The organism is Bosea sp. 685 (assembly GCF_031884435.1).
Classification (GTDB): domain Bacteria; phylum Pseudomonadota; class Alphaproteobacteria; order Rhizobiales; family Beijerinckiaceae; genus Allobosea.
Genome location: NZ_CP134779.1, coordinates 5,151,859 through 5,170,263 on the forward strand (window position 1 = coordinate 5,151,859; position 18,405 = coordinate 5,170,263).

The 18,405-nt window shown below is 65.6% G+C and carries 19 protein-coding genes; 6 read left to right on the top strand and 13 right to left on the bottom strand.

All coding sequences use genetic code 11. The features are described from left to right. Positions 1-3: 3 nt before the first annotated feature. From RMR04_RS25265 to epmA, 4 genes are all read right to left on the bottom strand, one after another. Positions 4-390: a type II toxin-antitoxin system VapC family toxin gene (locus tag RMR04_RS25265; protein ID WP_311911223.1), complete on the bottom strand. Its 387-nt coding sequence runs from the start codon at positions 388-390 to the stop codon at positions 4-6. Further along, positions 387-632 carry a type II toxin-antitoxin system Phd/YefM family antitoxin gene (locus RMR04_RS25270; RefSeq protein ID WP_311911224.1) on the bottom strand — a complete coding sequence of 82 codons (246 nt, stop codon included), beginning with the start codon at positions 630-632 and terminating at the stop codon, positions 387-389. The genes RMR04_RS25265 and RMR04_RS25270 overlap by 4 nt, the downstream gene beginning before the upstream one ends. A gap of 80 nt (positions 633-712) precedes the next feature. Then, the gene (locus RMR04_RS25275; protein ID WP_311911225.1) at positions 713-1,765 is read right to left on the bottom strand and encodes a lysine-2,3-aminomutase-like protein; all 1,053 of its coding nucleotides are present in this window, start codon (positions 1,763-1,765) and stop codon (positions 713-715) included. Continuing rightward, positions 1,762-2,826, bottom strand: a complete 1,065-nt coding sequence (epmA, locus tag RMR04_RS25280; protein ID WP_311911226.1) for an EF-P lysine aminoacylase EpmA — start codon at positions 2,824-2,826, stop codon at positions 1,762-1,764. Before epmA ends, RMR04_RS25275 begins: the two co-directional genes overlap by 4 nt. 116 nt (positions 2,827-2,942) lie before the next feature. On the opposite strand from epmA, the gene efp reads away from it, so the two are divergent. From efp to RMR04_RS25295, 3 genes are all read left to right on the top strand, one after another. Next, positions 2,943-3,512, top strand: coding sequence for an elongation factor P (efp, locus tag RMR04_RS25285; protein WP_069689904.1), 570 nt, complete (start codon positions 2,943-2,945; stop codon positions 3,510-3,512). Positions 3,513-3,636: 124 nt separating this feature from the next. Then, positions 3,637-4,155: a DUF1993 domain-containing protein gene (locus tag RMR04_RS25290; protein WP_311911227.1), complete on the top strand. Its 519-nt coding sequence runs from the start codon at positions 3,637-3,639 to the stop codon at positions 4,153-4,155. 19 nt (positions 4,156-4,174) lie between these two features. Next, positions 4,175-4,642 carry a GNAT family N-acetyltransferase gene (locus RMR04_RS25295; RefSeq protein WP_311911228.1) on the top strand — a complete coding sequence of 156 codons (468 nt, stop codon included), beginning with the start codon at positions 4,175-4,177 and terminating at the stop codon, positions 4,640-4,642. Between the two features lie 197 nt (positions 4,643-4,839). Here the strand turns inward: RMR04_RS25295 and RMR04_RS25300 are convergent, their stop codons facing one another. Then, positions 4,840-5,496: an MBL fold metallo-hydrolase gene (locus tag RMR04_RS25300; RefSeq protein ID WP_311911229.1), complete on the bottom strand. Its 657-nt coding sequence runs from the start codon at positions 5,494-5,496 to the stop codon at positions 4,840-4,842. A gap of 239 nt (positions 5,497-5,735) precedes the next feature. Here RMR04_RS25300 and RMR04_RS25305 point away from each other — a divergent pair, with 239 nt between their 5' ends. Together RMR04_RS25305 and RMR04_RS25310 are read left to right on the top strand one after the other, a co-directional pair. Then, positions 5,736-6,599 (top strand): AraC family transcriptional regulator, encoded by an 864-nt coding sequence (locus RMR04_RS25305; protein WP_311911230.1) that lies wholly within the window; start codon positions 5,736-5,738, stop codon positions 6,597-6,599. A gap of 191 nt (positions 6,600-6,790) precedes the next feature. Next, positions 6,791-7,570 (top strand): alpha/beta hydrolase family protein, encoded by a 780-nt coding sequence (locus RMR04_RS25310; protein WP_311911231.1) that lies wholly within the window; start codon positions 6,791-6,793, stop codon positions 7,568-7,570. Between the two features lie 40 nt (positions 7,571-7,610). Here RMR04_RS25310 and RMR04_RS25315 read toward each other — a convergent pair whose 3' ends face one another. The 4 genes from RMR04_RS25315 to hpf form a co-directional block, all read right to left on the bottom strand. After that, complete coding sequence (locus RMR04_RS25315) at positions 7,611-7,916, bottom strand: hypothetical protein (protein WP_311911232.1); 306 nt, start codon at positions 7,914-7,916, stop codon at positions 7,611-7,613. Between the two features lie 47 nt (positions 7,917-7,963). Further along, positions 7,964-9,580, bottom strand: a complete 1,617-nt coding sequence (locus RMR04_RS25320; protein ID WP_311911233.1) for a fumarate hydratase — start codon at positions 9,578-9,580, stop codon at positions 7,964-7,966. Between the two features lie 141 nt (positions 9,581-9,721). Next, on the bottom strand, positions 9,722-10,183 hold the full coding sequence (ptsN, locus tag RMR04_RS25325; protein ID WP_311911234.1) for a PTS IIA-like nitrogen regulatory protein PtsN: 462 nt from the start codon (positions 10,181-10,183) through the stop codon (positions 9,722-9,724). Between the two features lie 85 nt (positions 10,184-10,268). Continuing rightward, positions 10,269-10,856 carry a ribosome hibernation-promoting factor, HPF/YfiA family gene (gene hpf, locus RMR04_RS25330; RefSeq protein ID WP_311911235.1) on the bottom strand — a complete coding sequence of 196 codons (588 nt, stop codon included), beginning with the start codon at positions 10,854-10,856 and terminating at the stop codon, positions 10,269-10,271. A 455-nt stretch (positions 10,857-11,311) separates the two neighbouring features. Between hpf and RMR04_RS25335 the strand changes: the two genes are divergently transcribed. After that, complete coding sequence (locus tag RMR04_RS25335; protein WP_311911236.1) at positions 11,312-14,182, top strand: autotransporter outer membrane beta-barrel domain-containing protein; 2,871 nt, start codon at positions 11,312-11,314, stop codon at positions 14,180-14,182. A gap of 16 nt (positions 14,183-14,198) precedes the next feature. On the opposite strand, the gene rpoN is transcribed toward RMR04_RS25335, so the two are convergent. The 4 genes from rpoN to lptC form a co-directional block, all read right to left on the bottom strand. Continuing rightward, positions 14,199-15,728, bottom strand: coding sequence for an RNA polymerase factor sigma-54 (gene rpoN / locus RMR04_RS25340; protein WP_311915941.1), 1,530 nt, complete (start codon positions 15,726-15,728; stop codon positions 14,199-14,201). A gap of 174 nt (positions 15,729-15,902) precedes the next feature. Then, positions 15,903-16,724, bottom strand: a complete 822-nt coding sequence (gene lptB / locus RMR04_RS25345; protein ID WP_311915942.1) for an LPS export ABC transporter ATP-binding protein — start codon at positions 16,722-16,724, stop codon at positions 15,903-15,905. Between the two features lie 117 nt (positions 16,725-16,841). Further along, positions 16,842-17,588 carry an LptA/OstA family protein gene (locus RMR04_RS25350; RefSeq protein ID WP_311911237.1) on the bottom strand — a complete coding sequence of 249 codons (747 nt, stop codon included), beginning with the start codon at positions 17,586-17,588 and terminating at the stop codon, positions 16,842-16,844. Position 17,589: 1 nt separating this feature from the next. Continuing rightward, the gene (gene lptC, locus RMR04_RS25355; protein WP_311911238.1) at positions 17,590-18,372 is read right to left on the bottom strand and encodes an LPS export ABC transporter periplasmic protein LptC; all 783 of its coding nucleotides are present in this window, start codon (positions 18,370-18,372) and stop codon (positions 17,590-17,592) included. Positions 18,373-18,405 lie beyond the last annotated feature (33 nt).

Below are 18,405 nucleotides of genomic sequence, written 5' to 3' on the forward strand. Positions count from 1 at the left end.
CCGTCAGACCCGGCGCACCGCCCGGCCATAGCTGGCCAGCGTCGCATCGGCCGTTAGCAATATCATCCCCTCGACGGTCGCCTGGGCAACCAGGAGACGGTCGAAGGGGTCTCTATGGAGCGCCGGGAGCCTTTCGGTCGCCAGTGCATGTTCGCCGGTGACCGGTATCTCGCGGTAGCCGTTATCGAGGAGGCGACGGCGCAGCAAGGCCAGATCGACCGAAAAGTCGCTTCGCCCCAATCCATTCTTGATAGCGACCTCCCAAAGGCCAACGACGCTGTAGTTGATCTCGTTCTCGGGAGCGGCAATCAGTTCGACCGCCTCTCTCGACAGCATCCGAGATTTGCCGGCCGTCCAGAGCAGAAGGTGCGTATCCAGTAATAGCCTCACGAACGGCCTTCGAACATGTCCAGAATGACGTCGGCGCCCATCGTGTCGAAATCATCCGGCACCTGGATTTCCCCATCCATGAACCCGATACGACGCAACGGTCGCGATTCTCCGTCATCGAGCGGCACAAGCTTCACCATCGGCTTTCCTGCCTTGGCAATGACGACGCTTTCGCCCTTCGAGACCCGCTCGACCAGACGCGAGAGATGGGTCTTGGCCTCGTGGATATTCACCGTTTCCATGATAGCTTCCCGGTTTGGTCCAGTGGACTTAGTCTACCAGCATCACGCCCGGAAAGCATCCGGCGCTTGACCTTCCGCCTTCAATCCGGCGGATAGCGATGCCGCTCGCCGTGGCGATCCTCCGCCAGCATCACGCCACCGGGTGTCTCGCAGCCCGAGAGAAAGGCGGGGCCGACCGGAATCTTGCCCGCCCCACCCGGGATATCGAGGATATAGGTCGGCTGGCACAGCCCTGAAAGATGGCCTCTCAGGCTTTTGACCAGCGCCTGCCCCTCTTCCAGCGAGAGCCGGAACTGTGAGGTGCCGGGCGCGAGATCGGGATGGTGCAGGTAGTAGGGCTTCACCCGGTTCTCGACGAAGGCGCGCATCAGGGCCGACAGCGTCTCGACATCGGCGTTGACGCCCTTGAGCAGCACGCTCTGGCTGATCAGCACATGGCCGGCATCAGCGAGGCGGGCAAGCGCAGCGTGGGCGGCATCAGTGAATTCGCGCGGGTGGTTGGCATGGATCGCGATGTAGCTCGCCTTGCCGGGTATACGAAGCGCGCGGGCATAGTCTGCCGTGACGCGCTCGGGCTGAACCATGGGCACGCGCGTATGCCAGCGCGCGACCTTGATATGCGCGATCCCGGCGAGCCGCGCCGCGATCTCGCGAACACGCCTGGCGGAGAGGATCAGCGGGTCGCCACCCGTCATGATGACCTCCCAGATCTCGGACCGGGAGGCGAGATAGGCCAGCGCCGCGTCGAGCTTCTCGCCGGTCAGCGCATCGCCGCCGGGGCCGACCATTTCGCGACGGAAGCAGAAGCGGCAATAAACCGGACAGGCATGGACGAGCTTGAGCAAGGCACGGTCGGGATAGCGATGCACCACGCCCTCGACCGGCGAATGCGCCTCGTCGCCGATCGGATCGGCGAGTTCCTGCGGCAGGGTGACGAGTTCGGCCGCGGCGGGCACGAATTGCCGCGCGATCGGGTCGGCAGGGTCGGCGGGGTCGATCAAGGCCGCCATGGCCGGCGTCACGGAGACGGCGTAGCGCCGGGCGACAGCATCGAGCGCGTCACGCTTTTCGGACGCGACGAGCCCCTGCGCGATCAGCGCATCGATGCTCCGCATGGGCGTATGGGCGTTCATGCCTGCCTCCTGCCCGGTTCCGCCACCGGCGTCCAGAGCACATCCTCGATCCGCCGCGCGCCGGTGCAGAGCATCACCAGCCGGTCGAAGCCGAGCGCGATGCCCGAAGCCTGCGGCATCCCAGCGAGCGCGGCCAGGAAATCCTCGTCGATTGGGTAGCGCTCACCATAGATGCGCGCCTTCTCGTCCATATCGGCCTCGAAGCGCCGGCGCTGCTCGGCCGGATCGGTAAGTTCACCGAAGGCGTTGGCGAGCTCGACGCCGCAGGCATAGAACTCGAAGCGCTCGGCCACCCTGCCATCGCCGGGCTTGGGCCGCGCCAGCGCCGCCTCGGAGATCGGATATTCGCACAGGATCGTGGCGCGGCCTTGACCGAGATTCGGCTCGATCCGCTCGGACAGGACGCGGCTGAAGATGTCGGACCAGCTGTCATCCGCGACCAGCCTGATGCCGGCCGCGATGGCCGCCTTGGCCAAGGCGCTGCGGTCAGTCGCGCCATCCGGCCCGATCGTCGCCAGCAGGTCGATGCCGGCATGGCGCGCGAAGGCGTCGTGCAGCGTCAGGCGCTCAGGCTCGGCAAAGGGATCAGCCTCCATGCCGCGCCATTGCAGCAATGTAGCGCCTGCCGCCCGCGCGGCCTCGGCCAGCAGCGCGGCGCTGTCGATCATCAGCGTCTCGTAATCTTCGCCAGCCCGATACCATTCCAGCATCGTGAATTCCGGGTGGTGCAGCGCCGTGCGCTCGCGGTTGCGGAAGACGCGGGCGAAATCGAAGATCCGCCGCTCGCCCGCCGCCAGCAGCTTCTTGGCGGCGAATTCGGGCGAGGTGTGCAGGTAATAGGGGTGGCTTGCGCCGGTATCGTCGATCAAGACCGTCGCGAAGCCGTGCAGATGCGTCTCGTTGCCGGGCGAGCGCTGCAGGATCGCCGCCTCGACCTCGACGAAGTCGCGCGCCTCGAACCAGCGCCTGAGCGCGCTCTTGATGCGCCCGCGCGCCAGCAGGGCGTGCCGCCGGTCCGCATGGATGTCCGGCCGCCAGAAGGGCGGAGGTCCGTCGTTCATAGGGTCTCGGGTCAAAGCGTCTGACAGCTTCCGTTTCGCCCGCGAATGCGGTAGTTGCGCGGCAACGAATTCGAATAGCGCGCGCAAGAGCCGCGCACCAGTCAAGGAAGCTTCACGTGGTCAAGGTCATCGCTTCATCCGTCCGCAAGGGCAACGTGCTCGAGCTCGACGGGCATCTCTGCTCGGTTCTCTCGGCCGAGAGCTTCTTCCCCGGCAAGGGCACGCCGACGACGCAGATCGACATGCGCCGGATCCATGACGGCACCAAGATGACGCAGCGCTACAAGACGACCGAGCAGGTCGAGCGCGCCTATGTCGAGGATCGCGACTACACCTATCTCTACCAGGACGGCGAGCAATACGTCTTCATGAACCCCGAGACCTTCGACCAGATCAATGTCGATGGCGACGTGGTCGGCGACATGGCGCCTTATCTCCAGGAAGGCATGAAAGTCTCGCTCTCGGTATTCGAGGAGAAGGCGGTCTCGATCGAGTTGCCGCAGCGCGTCGTCGTCGAGGTCGCCGAGACCGAGCCCGTGACCAAGGGCCAGACCGCCTCGTCCTCCTACAAGCCCGCGATCCTGGTCAACGGCGTGCGCACCGCCGTGCCGCCCCATATCGGTCCTGGCGTCCGCATCGTAGTGATGACGGAGACCGGCGCCTATGTCGAGCGCGCCAAGGATTGATACCGGGCAGGATTGATCTCGGCGCGCTTTGTTCGCGGCCGGCCCCTGTAAACGGCGCGGCAACAACTATATGCGCGATGCGACGGGCCCATCCGGGCCCGTTTTCGTATCCGAGGATGATCTGATGCCATTGACCGCCCGCACCGCCGCGCTTGCCGGCTTCACCCAGACGCTCAAGGCACTCGACGCCATCCTCGACAAGACGGTCGCGCAGGCCACCGAGCGCAAGATCGATCCGGCGGTTCTGCTATCATCGCGCCTGTCGCCCGACATGCTGCCCTTCACGCGCCAGGTCCAGCTCGCCTGCGATTTCGCCAAGAACGCGGCGGCGCGGGTCAGCGGGGCCGAGAATCCGAAATTCCCCGACGAAGAGACCACCGTCGCCGAGCTCAAGGCGCGCATCGCCAAGGTGCTGGCCTTCGTCGCGAACACCGATGATGCAGCGCTGGATGCCGGCCTCGCCAAGGATGTGACCTTCCCGCGCGGTCCCTCCGCGACGGTGACGATGAAGAGCGAGACCTATCTCACGCGTTTTGCCGTGCCGAACTTCTATTTCCACGCCACGACCGCCTATGCGATCCTGCGCGAGAACGGCATCCAGATCGGCAAGAGCGACTTCCTGCACGGCGTGCTCGACGCCTGATCTATAGCGGGAGGGCAAGATGAAGCCGCGCGATGCAACACGGATCGAGCGGGCCACGGCCGACGACGCCGCCGAAATCGCCGAGCTCTATCTTGCCTCCCGCACTGATGCCCTGCCGTTCCTGCGTCGCGTCCATAGCGATGCGCAGACGCGCCGCTGGATTGCCGACACGCTTTTGGCGACCCGCGAAACCTGGATCGCCAGATCGGGCGAGAGCATCGTCGGCGTCCTCGCTTTGCAGGGCGAGGATCTCGACCAGCTCTATCTGCTGCCGGGCTGGTATCGCCGCGGTATCGGCTCATTAATGCTCGCCAAGGCCAAGGAGCTGAGCCCGACGCGGCTCACGCTGTTCACCTTCCAGAGCAATGCCCGCGCCCGCGCCTTCTACGAAGCTCACGGCTTCCATATCGTCGAGATGGGCGACGGGACAGGCAATGAGGAGGGCGAACCGGACATCCTCTATGAATGGCGTTCGAAACGAAGCTGACACGCGCCCTTGAAACCGCCGCATTGCTCTCCCATATAGGGATCACGGCGACGTCGAGGGCGTTCCACTGTCCTCCAGCGCCGATGAAGACGGCCATGAGCCGAACGTTTGACGCCGGATGTACGCGCACCCGTTCAGGACATGGCCGTTGGTTCTTCCAGGGCCCGTAGCGGATATCCGCTGCGGGTCTTTTCGTATCAACCCCGCAGGAACTCGTTGTTCAACCGCTCCTCGCCAAGCGTGCTCGCCGGGCCGTGGCCGGGCAGGAACTGGACGTCGTCACCGAGCGGCAGGAGCTTGGCCTTGATGCCGGCGATCAGCGTCTCGTGGCTGCCATAGGGAAAATCGGTGCGGCCGACCGAACCGGCGAAGACCGTGTCGCCCGCCAGCAGGAAGCGCAGATCCTTCTGGAAGAAGGTGACATGGCCCGGCGTATGGCCCGGTACATGCGCGACCGAGAAGGTAACCTCCCCGACCGCAACCTCATCGCCCTCAGTGAGCCAGCGCGTCGGCGTCACCGGCCTGATGCCGCGCATGTCGAAGCGCAGGCCCGAGGACGGCAAATCGTCGAGCAGGAACTTGTCGGCCTCATGAGGGCCGATGACCGGCACCGACAAGGCGTCGGCGAGATCAGCCGCGCCACCGGCATGGTCGATATGGCCATGCGTCAGCCAGATCGCGACGGGCGTCACCGAGAGCTCGCCCAAGGCGCGCTGGATCTGCGGGACATCGCCGCCGGGATCGACGATCGCAGCCTGCATCGTCTTGGTGCACCAGACGATCGAGCAATTCTGCTGAAACGGCGTCACAGGCACGACGGCGATGCTGAGCGGGGCGGTCGTATCGCTGGTCATTCATCACCTCGTGGCTGCTCACATCAAAAAACCCGGCGGTGACATATCGCAGAGCCGCAGCGCGACAGCCATACTCCAAATGCCGCCTTGCCCAAACCCATTCGCCACGGTGCGTTTCGAGGGCGAGACGATTATGAGGTGAATTGGGATGCACGATGAGGCACCCGGCCGGTCGCAGCCACGGCACTTTAGCAAAAGCGGCTAAGTTTCCGGCTCTCCGATAGGGCAGGCTATCCGCCATGGTACGAGATCGCACAGAACGGGATTATCGCGCTCGGGTGGCCCGTGCGGTTGCGGCCATTATCGGCAATCCGATGGCCGACCTGCATCTCGACGACCTGGCGCGCCTCGCGCATTTCTCGCCTTTTCATTTTCACCGCGTCTATGCCGGCGTGGTCGGTGAGACGGTGACCGCCACGCTCCGTCGCGTCCGGCTGGCTCTCGCGACACGCCTCCTGGCCAGCTCCGATGACAGCGTCACGCAAGTGGCGCTGACTGTCGGTTATGACAGTCCGCAAGCCTTCGCCCGCGCCTTTCACCAGTTCACCGGGCAGTCGCCGCGCGCATTCCGGCAGCAGATGAGGCGCGCGATCCTCACTATCGACGGGACAGTCGATAACGACGGCAATGACGCAACTATGCCGACTGTGACGATCGTCGAACGACCGTCGCAACGGTTGCATGCGCTGCGACATGTCGGGTCGTTCGCGACCATTCCTCACACGCACCGGCAGCTGCGTCTGCGCGCCGGCACGCGAGCGATCTCTGAGAAATGGGGCGCCTCCTTCGGCAATCCCCGATACGCCGACCGTTTCAGATACTACGCCGCCATCGCCTCGCCGGATCCTTGGCCAGAGGGTTCCGAAGTCGAAGCGCTCGAGATTCCCGGCGGCCGCTATGTCGTGCATCGGCTGGTGGGTCCCTACACCCGCATCAACGCCGCCGCGCAGGCTCTCTACACAAAATGGATGCCGGGCAGCGGCTACGAGCCGGACGATCGGCCCACGCTGGAGCACTATCTCGATACGTCGTCGCGCGGGATCGCACCCTCCGCCCTGCGCACCGACCTGTTCATCCCCATCCGCGATGCGAGCCCGCCATGAATCTCCACCGCCTGTTCCCCTGCATCGCCCTTGGCCTTGGCCTCGCCCTTGGCCTAGCGACCTCACTGGCACAGGCAGCCGGGTTCAAAGCCGTCGAGATCCCTGCCGAAGGACCGCTCCAACCACTCCAGGGGGCGGTCTGGTATCCGTGCGTCCAACCGAAAAGCGAGATGCGGTTCGGACCTTTCACCATGTCCGTCAGCATGAACTGCCCGCTCACAGTTGAGAAGCATCCGCTCGTCGTGATCTCGCATGGCAGGACTGGCAACTTCCTGGGACATCGCGATACGGCCGAGGCGCTGGCCGACGCCGGCTTCATCGTCCTCGCCATCAATCACCCTGGCGACACCAGCCGGGACAAAAGCCGAACCGACGAGTTCTCGGTCTTCGTCGAGCGGCCGGCCGACATCAAGCGCGCGGTCGATTACATGCTCGGCTCATGGCCCGATGCGGCCAGGATCGATGCCGGGCGGATCGGATTCTTCGGCTTCTCCCGGGGCGGCTATACCGGGCTCGTCGCCATCGGCACCAATCCGTATTTCGGCAAGCGCCTGAAACTCTGCGAGGGCAAGAGCGACCCGCTCTGCGAGCAGGTCCGCGCGGGAAAGCTTCCTGAGCTCAGTCATGATCCACGCATCAAGGCGGCCGTCATCGCCGACCCGCTCAGCGTCTTCTTTACGGAGGAGAGCTTCAAAAACGTGCGGGTGCCGGTTCAGCTCTGGGGCTCCGAGCGCGGCGGCGACGGCGTGACCCCGGCCAGCGTCGTGGGCATAGCCAGCCTGCTGCCGAAGAAACCCGATTTCCGCGTCGTGCCGGGCTCTCAGCATTTTTCCTTCGTGCCGCCCTGCCCGGCGGAGTTCGCCCAATCGGCGGCCGATCTCTGCAGCGATCAGCCCGGTTTCGATCGGGCCGCTTTCCATGCCGATTTCAACGCCCGCGTGCTCGCCTTCTTCAAGGCGCAGCTCGGCTAGAGGCTGCTATGGACCATGGGCTCGATAGACCGAACGCCAGTCAGCGCTTGCCGCAACGATTGGCGAGCAGCACGCGGTATTCGGCAAGCTCGGTATCCATCAAGCCGACATTCTGTTCGCGCTGGGCACCGCTCTGACAGGTCGCGAAGACCGAGCGCGCGCTCTGCAGGAAGCCGACATGCTCGCGCCAGATCCGGCATTGCGTCGCCTGATCGGCCGTCGCGACCGCCTGCAATCGTGTCAGCTGGCGGCGCAGCGCGCCTTCGTTCTGGAACAGGTCACGCGAGCAGGTCGCGGGCGCACTCGCCCGCCCCTGCGCCATCGCCTCGCCTGCCGTGGCGAGCACGGCAAATCCGAGGCATACGGTTCCGAAGCTTGCGGCGGCAAAACCCCTCATCCGAGATTCAACTCCTTGAAGAAGTCGTTGCCCTTGTCGTCGATGACGATGAAGGCCGGAAAATCCTCGACCTCGATGCGCCAGACCGCCTCCATGCCGAGTTCGGGATATTCCAGGACCTCGACCTTCTTGATGCAGTCCTGCGCAAGCCGCGCGGCGGGACCGCCGATCGAGCCGAGATAGAAGCCGCCATGCGTCTTGCAGGCTTCCCGAACCGCAGCGGAACGGTTGCCCTTGGCGAGCATCACCATCGAACCGCCGAAGGACTGGAACTGGTCGACGAAGGAATCCATCCGGCCAGCCGTGGTGGGTCCAAACGAGCCCGAGGCCATGCCGTCAGGCGTCTTGGCCGGGCCGGCGTAATAGACTGGGTGGTTCTTGAAATAATCAGGCATGCCCTGCCCTGTCTCCAGCCGCTCGCGGATCTTGGCATGGGCCGAGTCGCGCGCCACGATGATCGTCCCGGTCAGCGAGAGCCGGGTCTTGACCGGGTACTGCGAGAGTGTGGCGAGAATTTCGGCCATTGGACGGTTGAGATCGACCTTGACGACCGCTCCGCCGAGCGAGGCATCCTCGACCTCGGGCAGGTACTTGGCCGGGTTGGTCTCCAGCGCTTCGAGATAGATGCCGTCCCTGGTGATCTTACCCTTGGCCTGGCGATCGGCCGAGCAGGAGACGCCGAGCCCGATCGGCAGCGAGGCGCCATGGCGTGGCAGGCGGATGACGCGGACGTCATGGCAGAAATACTTTCCGCCGAACTGTGCGCCGACGCCGAGCGACTGCGTCAGCTTATGCACCTCCTCCTCCATCTCAAGATCGCGGAAGGCGTGACCGGAAGGCGAGCCCGTGGTCGGCAGCGCGTCGAGATATTTCGTCGAGGCGAGCTTGACGGTCTTGAGGTTCTGCTCCGCCGAGGTGCCGCCGATGACGATGGCAAGGTGGTAGGGCGGGCAGGCCGCGGTGCCCAGCGTCAGGATCTTCTCCTTCAGGAACGCCATCATGCGGTCCTTGGTCAGGAGCGAGGGCGTCGCCTGGAACAGGAAGGTCTTGTTGGCCGAGCCACCGCCCTTGGCGACGAAGAGGAATTTGTACGCATCCTCACCCTCGGCATAGATGTCGATCTGCGCCGGCAGGTTGGTCGCGGTGTTCTTCTCCTCGAACATCGAGAGCGGAGCGACCTGGGAATAGCGCAGGTTGCGCTTGAAATAAGCGTCGGCGACGCCCTCGCCGAGCGCCGCCTCGTCATCGCCATCGGTCCAGACCTTGCGGCCCTTCTTGCCCATGATGATCGCCGTGCCGGTATCCTGGCACATCGGCAGCACGCCGCCGGCCGAGATGTTGGCGTTCTTCAGCAGGTCATAGGCGACGAATTTGTCGTTCGAGGTCGCCTCGGGATCGTCGAGGATTTTCGCCAGCTGGGCGAGATGGCCCGGCCGCAGCAGATGGTTGATGTCGATGAAGGCCTGCTCGCTGAGTTGGCGGATCGCCTCGCGCGAAACCGTCAGAACCTCGCGATCGCCGAGTTTCTCGACCGAGATCCCTTCGCTGCCCAACTTGCGATAAGGCGTGGCGTCGTCGCCGAGCGGGAAGAGATCGACATGCGTATAGGCCATGGACGGAGGCTCCGAGGCGGGTTGGCGCGCCACGCTCAGAACCAGCTCAGCGCAACGCCATTGTGCATGGCGTCATAGCGGCTTGGCGCACGCTGTCCAAGCCTAGAGGCTGTTAGGGACTCTGGCTTCAAATGGTTCCAGTCAGGCCGCCTTCGCGGCCGACTCCGCCAGGATCGCGTAGATCGCGGCCGGATCGCGGGCCTTGCGGATCTGCTCCAGCACGGCATGGTTGCGTAGCACGCGAGCAACGCGGGCGAGCGCCTTGAGATGGTCGGCGCCGGCCCCCTCGGGCGCGATCAGGACGAAGATGATGTCGACGGGCTGGCCGTCCAGCGCGTCGAAATCGACCGGCTTTTCGGCGCGGGCGAACAGCCCGACCAGCCTGTCGATGCCGGACATGCGTCCATGGGGAATCGCGATGCCATCGCCGATACCGGTGGAACCGAGGCGCTCGCGTTGAAGCAGCGCCTCGAAGAGCTCGCGCTCAGGCAAGCCGGTGATCATCGCCGCGTGTTGGGCGAGTTCCTGCAGCGCCTGCTTCTTGCCATTGGCCCGCAGCGGCGAAATCACCGCGGCCGGTGTCAGGAGATCGATCAGCGTCATGCGCTAGTCCATGCATGTCCCGTGCCGGGCTGGAGGGCCGTGCGGCGCGGGTCAGATTTGAAAGCCGGGGAGCCTCCCGCTGGCCTTACGACAGCGACGCCGGGGGATCGATCCACCCGATATTGCCGTCGCGCCGGCGGTATACGACGTTCATCCGGCCATTGCCAGCATGGCGGAAGATGACGACGGGAGCGCCGGTCAAATCGAGTTCGGCGACAGCGTCGCCAACCGTCATGACATGGAACGATTTGGTGGTTTCGGCCACGATAACCGGGTGATCTCCGGCCGCATCGAGTTCGATTTCCTCGATTTCGTCGTCCGGCGCCGCGATCACATAGCTGGGGATTTCGATGCCGGCGTCGCGGCCATTGCTCGAAGCCGAGCGGTCCTTCAATCGACGCTTGTAACGACGCAGCCGTTTCTCGATGCGCTCAGCCATCTTGTCGAGGCTGGCATAGGCGTCATGCGCCGTACCCGAGGCCTCAAGCGTGATCCCGGATGACAGATGCAGCACGCCGTCGGTCTTGAACGCCGTGCCGTCCTTGGCGACGGTGACGTGACCTTGATAGCCGCCCTCGTAATATTTGCTGAGTGCGGCCGCGACGCGGGTCTCGGCCTGGCCGCGAAGGGCCTCGCCGACATCGAGATTCTTGCCGGAGATTCGCAAGCTCATGGAGTGCTTCCCCTTATTTAGCCATGGCCAGTAGTCGGCCATCTCTAGGAGCTAAGAACTGGGTAGGGGGTATGTCAATGCGTGGATCCCTCTTCCCTCGAAGGCGAGGCCCGGCAGTCCCGCGAGGCCTTCCCAGGAAAAGCCATGCAGGCCCGACGGAAGCGGGCCAGTCATGATGTGACGTCCTGTCGATATGTTGCCGTTCCGCCACGCCTGGCCTCATGGTTAACCAATCAGAAACAATCGCCCCTGGGTTGCTGTTCAAACTATAAGCAATCTGCTTCCCTAGCGTCAGCCGGGGGACATAATCCGACGCATGTCGGGTTCGGCTTGATGAGTTGAACACCGGTTCGTCTTCGATCCTGCTCAGGCTGGGTCTCCGCCGCATCGGTCAAAGCCATGCGACGAGACGCGGACGCCCCGCTCCCGGCGCGATCACCAGCCGGAACGCGCCCATGACGTCAGTCGCCCAGATTCGCACACACCGCTCGGCGCTCCTGAACAAGACCGCCATCGTCGGCGGTGTGCTGGCAGCGACACTCGCCGCCTCGCCGGGAACCGCGTGGGCGCAAACCAAAACCTATACGAACGGCCAGATCGAGCTCACGCCGTTGAACATCACCACGAGCACGCAACAACTCGAGGTCGCGGGAGCGGATGCCGCCACCCAGCGGGGCGTCATTTCGGAAACGGCGGGCCCGCTGGGCTTTGAGAAAATCGGCACGGGCACGCTGACCCTCGCTGCGACCAACACCTATTCCGGCGTCACGGTGATCTCGGCGGGGACGCTCATCGTCGGATCGAGCTTCTACGGCGTTGCGCCCTCGGCCACGCTGGGCAGCGATTCGGCCACCAACATCGTCCGGCTGAACGGCGGCACCCTGCAGATCGACAACCAGGTCGCGACCTTCGCCCGGCCAGTCGAGATCACCGCGTCGAACGGCACGATCAACAACGTCGCCGGCCTCACCCTCAACGGCGTCACGACCTTCACCGGCCTGCTGAGCAAGACCGGTGCGGGCACGCTGATCCTGAACGGGGCCGGCACGGGCGCGGGTGGCCTGTCGATTCTCGCAGGCGGGCTGCAGGTCGGCAACGCCGCTGCCTTGGGCACAGGCACGCTCCGGATGGCCGGTAACACCTCGCTGGTCGCGTCTCCGAGCAATGTCTCCGTGGCCAACGCCATCGTCCTCGACGGCACCATCAGCGTCGTGACCAACAACAACACGCTCTCCCTGACCGGCGCGATCTCGGGCGTCGGTAGGCTCGACAAGAACAATGGCGGCACGCTCAACCTCAGCGGCGACAGCAACTTCGCCGGAGGGTTCGGCCTCAATGCCGGCACCCTCGGCATCGGCAGCAACACGGCGGTCGGCGTCGGGCAGCTCTCGGTCGCGACCGGCAGCACCGTCGTCGCGCTCGGCAATGTGACGCTGGCCAACGCCATCAGGCTGAACCCCAGCGCCGGATTCGGGACCGCCAATCCGATCTTCGACACCGGCGCCAACACATTGACGCTGAACGGCGTCATCTCCGGCCAGGCCGTCGGCATCGAACAGACGCCCTACGGCATCACCAAGAACGGCAGCGGAACGCTGGTCCTGAACGGCGCCAATACCTACTCCGGCGCGACCGTCGTCAATGCGGGCAAGCTCGTCGTCGGCGGAGCCGGTACGAGCGGGGCCTCGATCGCCTCGTCGAGCAGCCTGACCATCGCCGCCGGCGCGACGATCGGCGGCAACGGCGCGACGCCGACGCTGACGGTCAACGGCACGATCTCGCCGGGCAATTCGGTGGGCACGCTCAACATCAATGGCGGCCTCATCCTCGGCGCGGGCTCGACCACAGTGATCGAGATCGAGGGCGCCACGGCCGACCGCGTCAACGTCGCCGGCACGGCGGCGCTCAACGGCACGCTGCAGCTCGTCGCCGCCGGCGGAACCTACGCCTTCGCCACGCCCTACACGATCCTGACCTCGACGGGCGCACGCACCGGCGCCTTCGCCACAGTCAACACCACCGGCAGCTTCGGCGTCGGTGTGACCTCGGCGGTCGCCTATGGCGCCAACAACGTCCAGGTCACGCTGACGGCAGCGCCACTGGTGGCGACGGGCGCTGGTTCGAGCACAGTCTCCGGCCCGATTCTAGGCCTCTCGCAGACCCGCAACATCACCGCCGTCGCGTTCGGGCTCGACCGGGCGGCCTTGGCCGGCGCCGACCTGTCGCCGCTGTTTGCAGTCTACAACCAGCCGACGCGGGAGGCGCTCGCGGCTGCGGTCAATGCGCTGTCCGGCGAGGTCCATACCGCGACGACCGCGATCGGCTACCGCGCATCCGACCAGTTCCTGCGCGTCATGCTCGACCCCTATGCGATCGGCCGCGACGGCGCGCTGGTGGGGACATCGGGGCCGGCGAGCTTCACCGCCGACCTGCCCGGCCGCAAGGGTCCCGTCGAGGCGCCGCGTCCGATCCGGATCGAGCCCAGCTTCAGCGTCTGGGCCGCGACCTTCGGCGCCACTGGCCGAGCCGACGGCAACCGCCGGATCGTCGGTTCGGCCGAGCGCGACCTCAAGGACGCCAATATCGCGGTCGGCGCCGATTATCGCATCGCGGCCGGCACGGCCGTCGGCTTCGCCCTGTCGGGCGGCCGTGCCGAGGCGAAGCTCGCAGGCAATATGGGGTCGTCCGAGGCCGACATCTTTCAGGCCGGCCTCTATGGAGCAAGCCAGATCGGCGCGCTGCGGCTGGGCGCCTCGGCCTCCTACGGCTCGTTGCAGGTCCAAACGCGCCGCCAGATCGCCGTGCTCGGCCAGTCCGTCACCGCAGATTACCGCGCCGACATGCTCGGCGGGCGCCTGCAGGCGGCCTATGAGGTGTTCACGGCCAACGGTTTCAGCCTCTCGCCTTTCGCGGCGCTGCAGATCCAGAGCGTGCACACGCCGAATTTCCGCGAGACCAGCTCGCTCACCGGGGCCGGGGCGGGCGTCAACGGCATAAGTCGCACCAATACCGCGCTGCGCTCCGAGTTCGGCGTCAAGGCGGCCACCGTGGCCCAGTTCGGCGGCCGTCGGCTGACGCTGTTTGGAGAACTCGGCTGGGGTCACGATTTCCTGCGCGACATGACCTTCGCGGCGAGCCTCTCGCCTGTGCCGGGCGCGAGCTTCGTCGTCGCCGGAGCCCGGCAGGAGCGCGACGCCGCCCTCGTCGCGGCGGGTGCCGATTACCAGATCGCGCCCAACATGACGCTGAGCGGCCGCTTCGACGGAACGCTTGCGGCCAACAGCAGGACCTATGCGGGCAACGCCGCGCTCAGGCTGAGCTTCTGAGGCGCGAGAGGGCGGCTCAGCGGCTGCCCATCGCCATCGCGACCTTCTCGCGGCGACGCTCCATCGATGAGGGAATGCGCAGCGATTCGCGGTATTTCGCGACGGTGCGCCGCGCGATGTCGATGCCTCCCGCCTTGAGCTTGGCGACGATGGCATCGTCCGAGAGTACGTCGGCCGGCGTTTCGTCGTCGATCATCTGCTTGATGCGGAAGCGTACCGCCTCGGCCGAATGCGCCTCGCCATAGCCGGTCGCGGCGATGGCGGCCGAGAAGAAGTACTTCATCTCGAAAACGCCGCGCGAGCAGATCAGATATTTGTTCGAGGTCACGCGCGAGACGGTCGATTCATGCATGCCGATGGCGTCCGCCACCGTCTTGAGGTTCAGCGGCCGCAGATGCTCGACGCCATGGGCGAAGAAGCCGTCCTGCTGGCGCACGATCTCGCTGGCGACCTTCAAGATGGTGCGGGCGCGCTGCTCCAGCGAGCGTGTCAGCCAGTTCGCGGTCTGCAGGCATTCGGCGATGAAGGCCTTGTCCTCGTCGCTGCGCGCCGCTCTGGAGACGCGCGCATGATAGGTCTGGTTGATCAGCACGCGCGGCAGCGTGTCGGGGTTGAGGTCGACCAGCCAGGAGCCGTCAGGCGCCGAGCGGATGAAGACGTCGGGCACCACCGTCTCGGCCGTCGAGCCGCCGAAGCCGCGCCCGGGCTTGGGATCGAGCCGACGGATCTCGGCGACCATATCGGCGATGTCTTCGTCATCGACGCCGCAGATACGCTTCAGCGCCGCGAAATCACGCTTGGCGACGAGATGGAGATTGGCGACCAGCACCTGCATCGCCGGGTCGAAGCGGTTGCGGTCGCGGAGCTGGATCGAGAGGCATTCGCAGACATCGCGCGCCGCGACGCCTGAGGGATCAAAGCCCTGGACGATGCTCAGGACGCCTTCGATCCGCGCCACCGTGATGCCGAGCCGCTCGGCCATCTCCGCGACCGGTTCGCCGAGATAGCCCGAATCATCCACCGCATCGATCAGATGCCGGCCGATGATCCGATCCGCTGGGTCGGTGATCGCCAGGTCGAGCTGGGTGCTGAGATGGTCATGGAGGGACGCCTCCACCGTCAGCCCGCTCTCGAAACCGTCCGGTCCCTCCTCGAAGGAGCCACCGGAGCCGCCATAGGCGCCGCCGATGATCGGCAGGGAATCGGCGCCGCGCGTGTCGAGCCGCGCCACGCTGGGCTGCTCACCCTGGAAGACGTTGTCGAGCCCGGTGCCGAGCCGGTTTTCCATGCCTTCCTGACTGTTCAGGCTCTCCGAGCGGGCAAAGGTCTCGGCATCGACAGCGAGCGGCCCGTCGCCGCCATTGGCGCGCAGGGGGCCCTCCGTCACATCGTCGCGCTCCAGCAACGGATTCCGCTCAAGCTCGCCCTCGACAAAGCTCTGCAGCTCCAGATGCGACAATTGCAGAAGCTTGATCGCCTGCAGGAGTTGCGGCGTCATCACCAGGGACTGACCCTGGCGCAGCTCCATGCGCGGCATCATCGCCATTGCGCTCGTAACCCTTTCATGCCAGCGCGCCATTTCGGCACGCTTCTTGCCTGTGGCTAGAGCCTAGCGGCGCGAGAGCGGCGCGTCAAAGCCCTTGCCTCAGCATTGAGCAGGGAAGTTAATGCGCTGCAGCATGAAGCCGCGATTGCGGCTGAATCATCCGGTCTCAGCGGCTCAGAGCCGGAAATCCTCGCCCAGATAAACCCGGCGGACGTCGGGATTGGCGATGATCTCGGCCGGCGAGCCTTCCGTCAGCACGCGGCCGGAGTGGATGATATAGGCGCGATCGACGAGGCCGAGCGTCTCGCGGACATTGTGGTCGGTGATCAGCACGCCGATGCCACGATCGGTCAATTGCCGCACCAGTGCCTGGATGTCGCCGACCGCGATCGGGTCGATGCCGGCGAAAGGCTCGTCGAGCAGGATGAAGGAGGGCTTGCCGGCGAGCGCGCGCGCGATCTCGCAGCGCCGTCGCTCGCCGCCTGACAGCGCGATCGAAGGCGCCTTGCGCAGCCTTGCGATGTTGAATTCCTCGAGCAGCTGGTCGAGCTGCCGCTCGCGCGCCTTGCGGTTGGGCTCGACCACTTCGAGCACGGCGCGGATATTGTCCTCGACGCTCAGGCCCCGGAAGATCGAGGCCTCCTGCGGGAGATAGCCGATACCGAGCCGGGCGCGCTGGTACATCGGCAAATCGGTGATGTCGTTGCCTTCGAGCGAGATGACGCCAAGATCGGCGGGGACGAGCCCGGTGATCATGTAGAAGATCGTGGTCTTGCCGGCACCGTTGGGGCCGAGCAGGCCGACGGCCTCGCCCTGGCGCACGAACAGGCTCGCCTCCGAGACGACCGTGCGCCCGCCATAGCTCTTGCGCAGCCCGCTGACGGCGAGCACACCCGGTCCGCCGATCGCTGCGGCGACCGGCGCGGTGTCAGTCCGCTCGCGCGCGCCGAACAAGCCGCGAATGCGGCCAAACAGGCCCGGCTCGCCGCGCGCCATGACGGCCTGTGGGATATCGGTTTGCGGCGTGTCGGAAATGGTCACTGCGAGCGCTGGCCTGGTCTGGGAACGGAGAGGGGCCGGCGCCCCGTGAGCGTGTCTTTACGAAGCAGATTCTTAGTTCGTCGGCGTGGCAGGGCGCGCACCGCCGGCAGCCGGCTTGGCAGGCGTGGTCTTGCCGGCCTCATTCTTGCCGGCCTCGGTCGAGTTCGGCACGAAGAAGCCCTGCACGCGGCCGGTCTTGTTCTCGACATTGGCGATGCCGGTGACGGTGTTGTAGGTCAGCTTCTCGCCGCGCGTGATGTTGGGACCATCATTCAGCGCGACATTGCCGGTCATGATCACGACATTGTTGGCGCGGTCGAAGACCGCATTATCCGAGGTCGCGGCCTGGGTCTTGGAGACCACCGTGACCGGCCCTTTGCACTCGATGCGCTTGATGCTGCTGTCATTCGCGTTGCCGCCGGCCGACGGCGCAGCGGCGGGTGCTGCGGTCGAAGCCGTCGCCTTCGCGGCTCCAGCACCACCCTGCTGGCCGTTGCGACCCTCGTAGAACACGGTCATCACCGTGCAGCGCACCGTCGTTTCGCCCTGCACCGCCACGACATTGCCGGTGAAGATGGCCCGATTCTCCTTGTCGAGCACATCGAGCTTGTCGGCGTCGATCTTGATCGGTTCCTTGCTGTCGCCGCCGAGCCCGCCGAGCGCCGAGTCGCCGCCGCCACGGGCCTTCTTGCCCTGCGCCTGGGCGGCCCCGGGAACCAGCGCGGCGAAGGCAAGCGCGGCAGTCAGGGCGAACAGGGCAGTCTTGCCAGCCTTGCCGGCCAGGGCGGTCTTGCCGGGAAGCTTTGACGCTTGGTGCATGTCACTGTCTCGTTTCGGTGTCGGGAAGGCCAGCGGGCGACGCCGCCGCGCCGTCTGCCGGAACAAGCTGGCGCGGCGCCAGCAGTTCCGGCGCCGGCGTGCTGCCTTGACGTTCGGGGCCGGCAAGCGTGCCGGCCGGAGCATTCTCGATAACCGCACGGACGTGTCCCTGGAAAGCGATCAGCGCACCATTATCCTTCACATCGAGCGTATCGGCATCAATGGTGGTCGTGCCGAGATTGACCTTGACCGGCTCCTTCGAGACCACCGTGCCGCCTTTGAAGTCGATATCGGCGGTGCGCATGTGGATGTCATAGCCCGTTTCGGTACGGACATGGACATCGTCGACGAGCTGGAGCTTTTCCTTCTGCGTATCGAACAAGCCCGTCCGCGAGCTCACCGTGACCCAGCCCTCGCGTTCCATCTGGATCCGAGCCGTCAGCGTCATCAGCTCGACCTGCGTCGGGTTGCGGATATCCTGCAAGGCGGCCTCGGCGTTGACTTCATAGGGCCGGTTATCCTTGCGGTAGCCGGAGAGCTTGGGCGTCTCCATCTTGACCTTGCCGTTCGAGATGCCGACCGCGCCGAGCGACACATTCGCCAGGCCGCGCAACGGATTCAGGAACGGCGCCACGACCAGGCCGAGCACCGCGACGACCGCAGTGATCGGGATGGCGCGGCGCAGCAGGCGCACCAATAGCGTATGCCGGCGCGCCGCCTTGAAGGCAGCCAGCCGGTGGGCGGCGTTCCCTGAGGACGGCCCAGTCCAGTCGTTCGATGTCATAGCCACAGTCATGCCCCGCGCAATGGCAGTCGC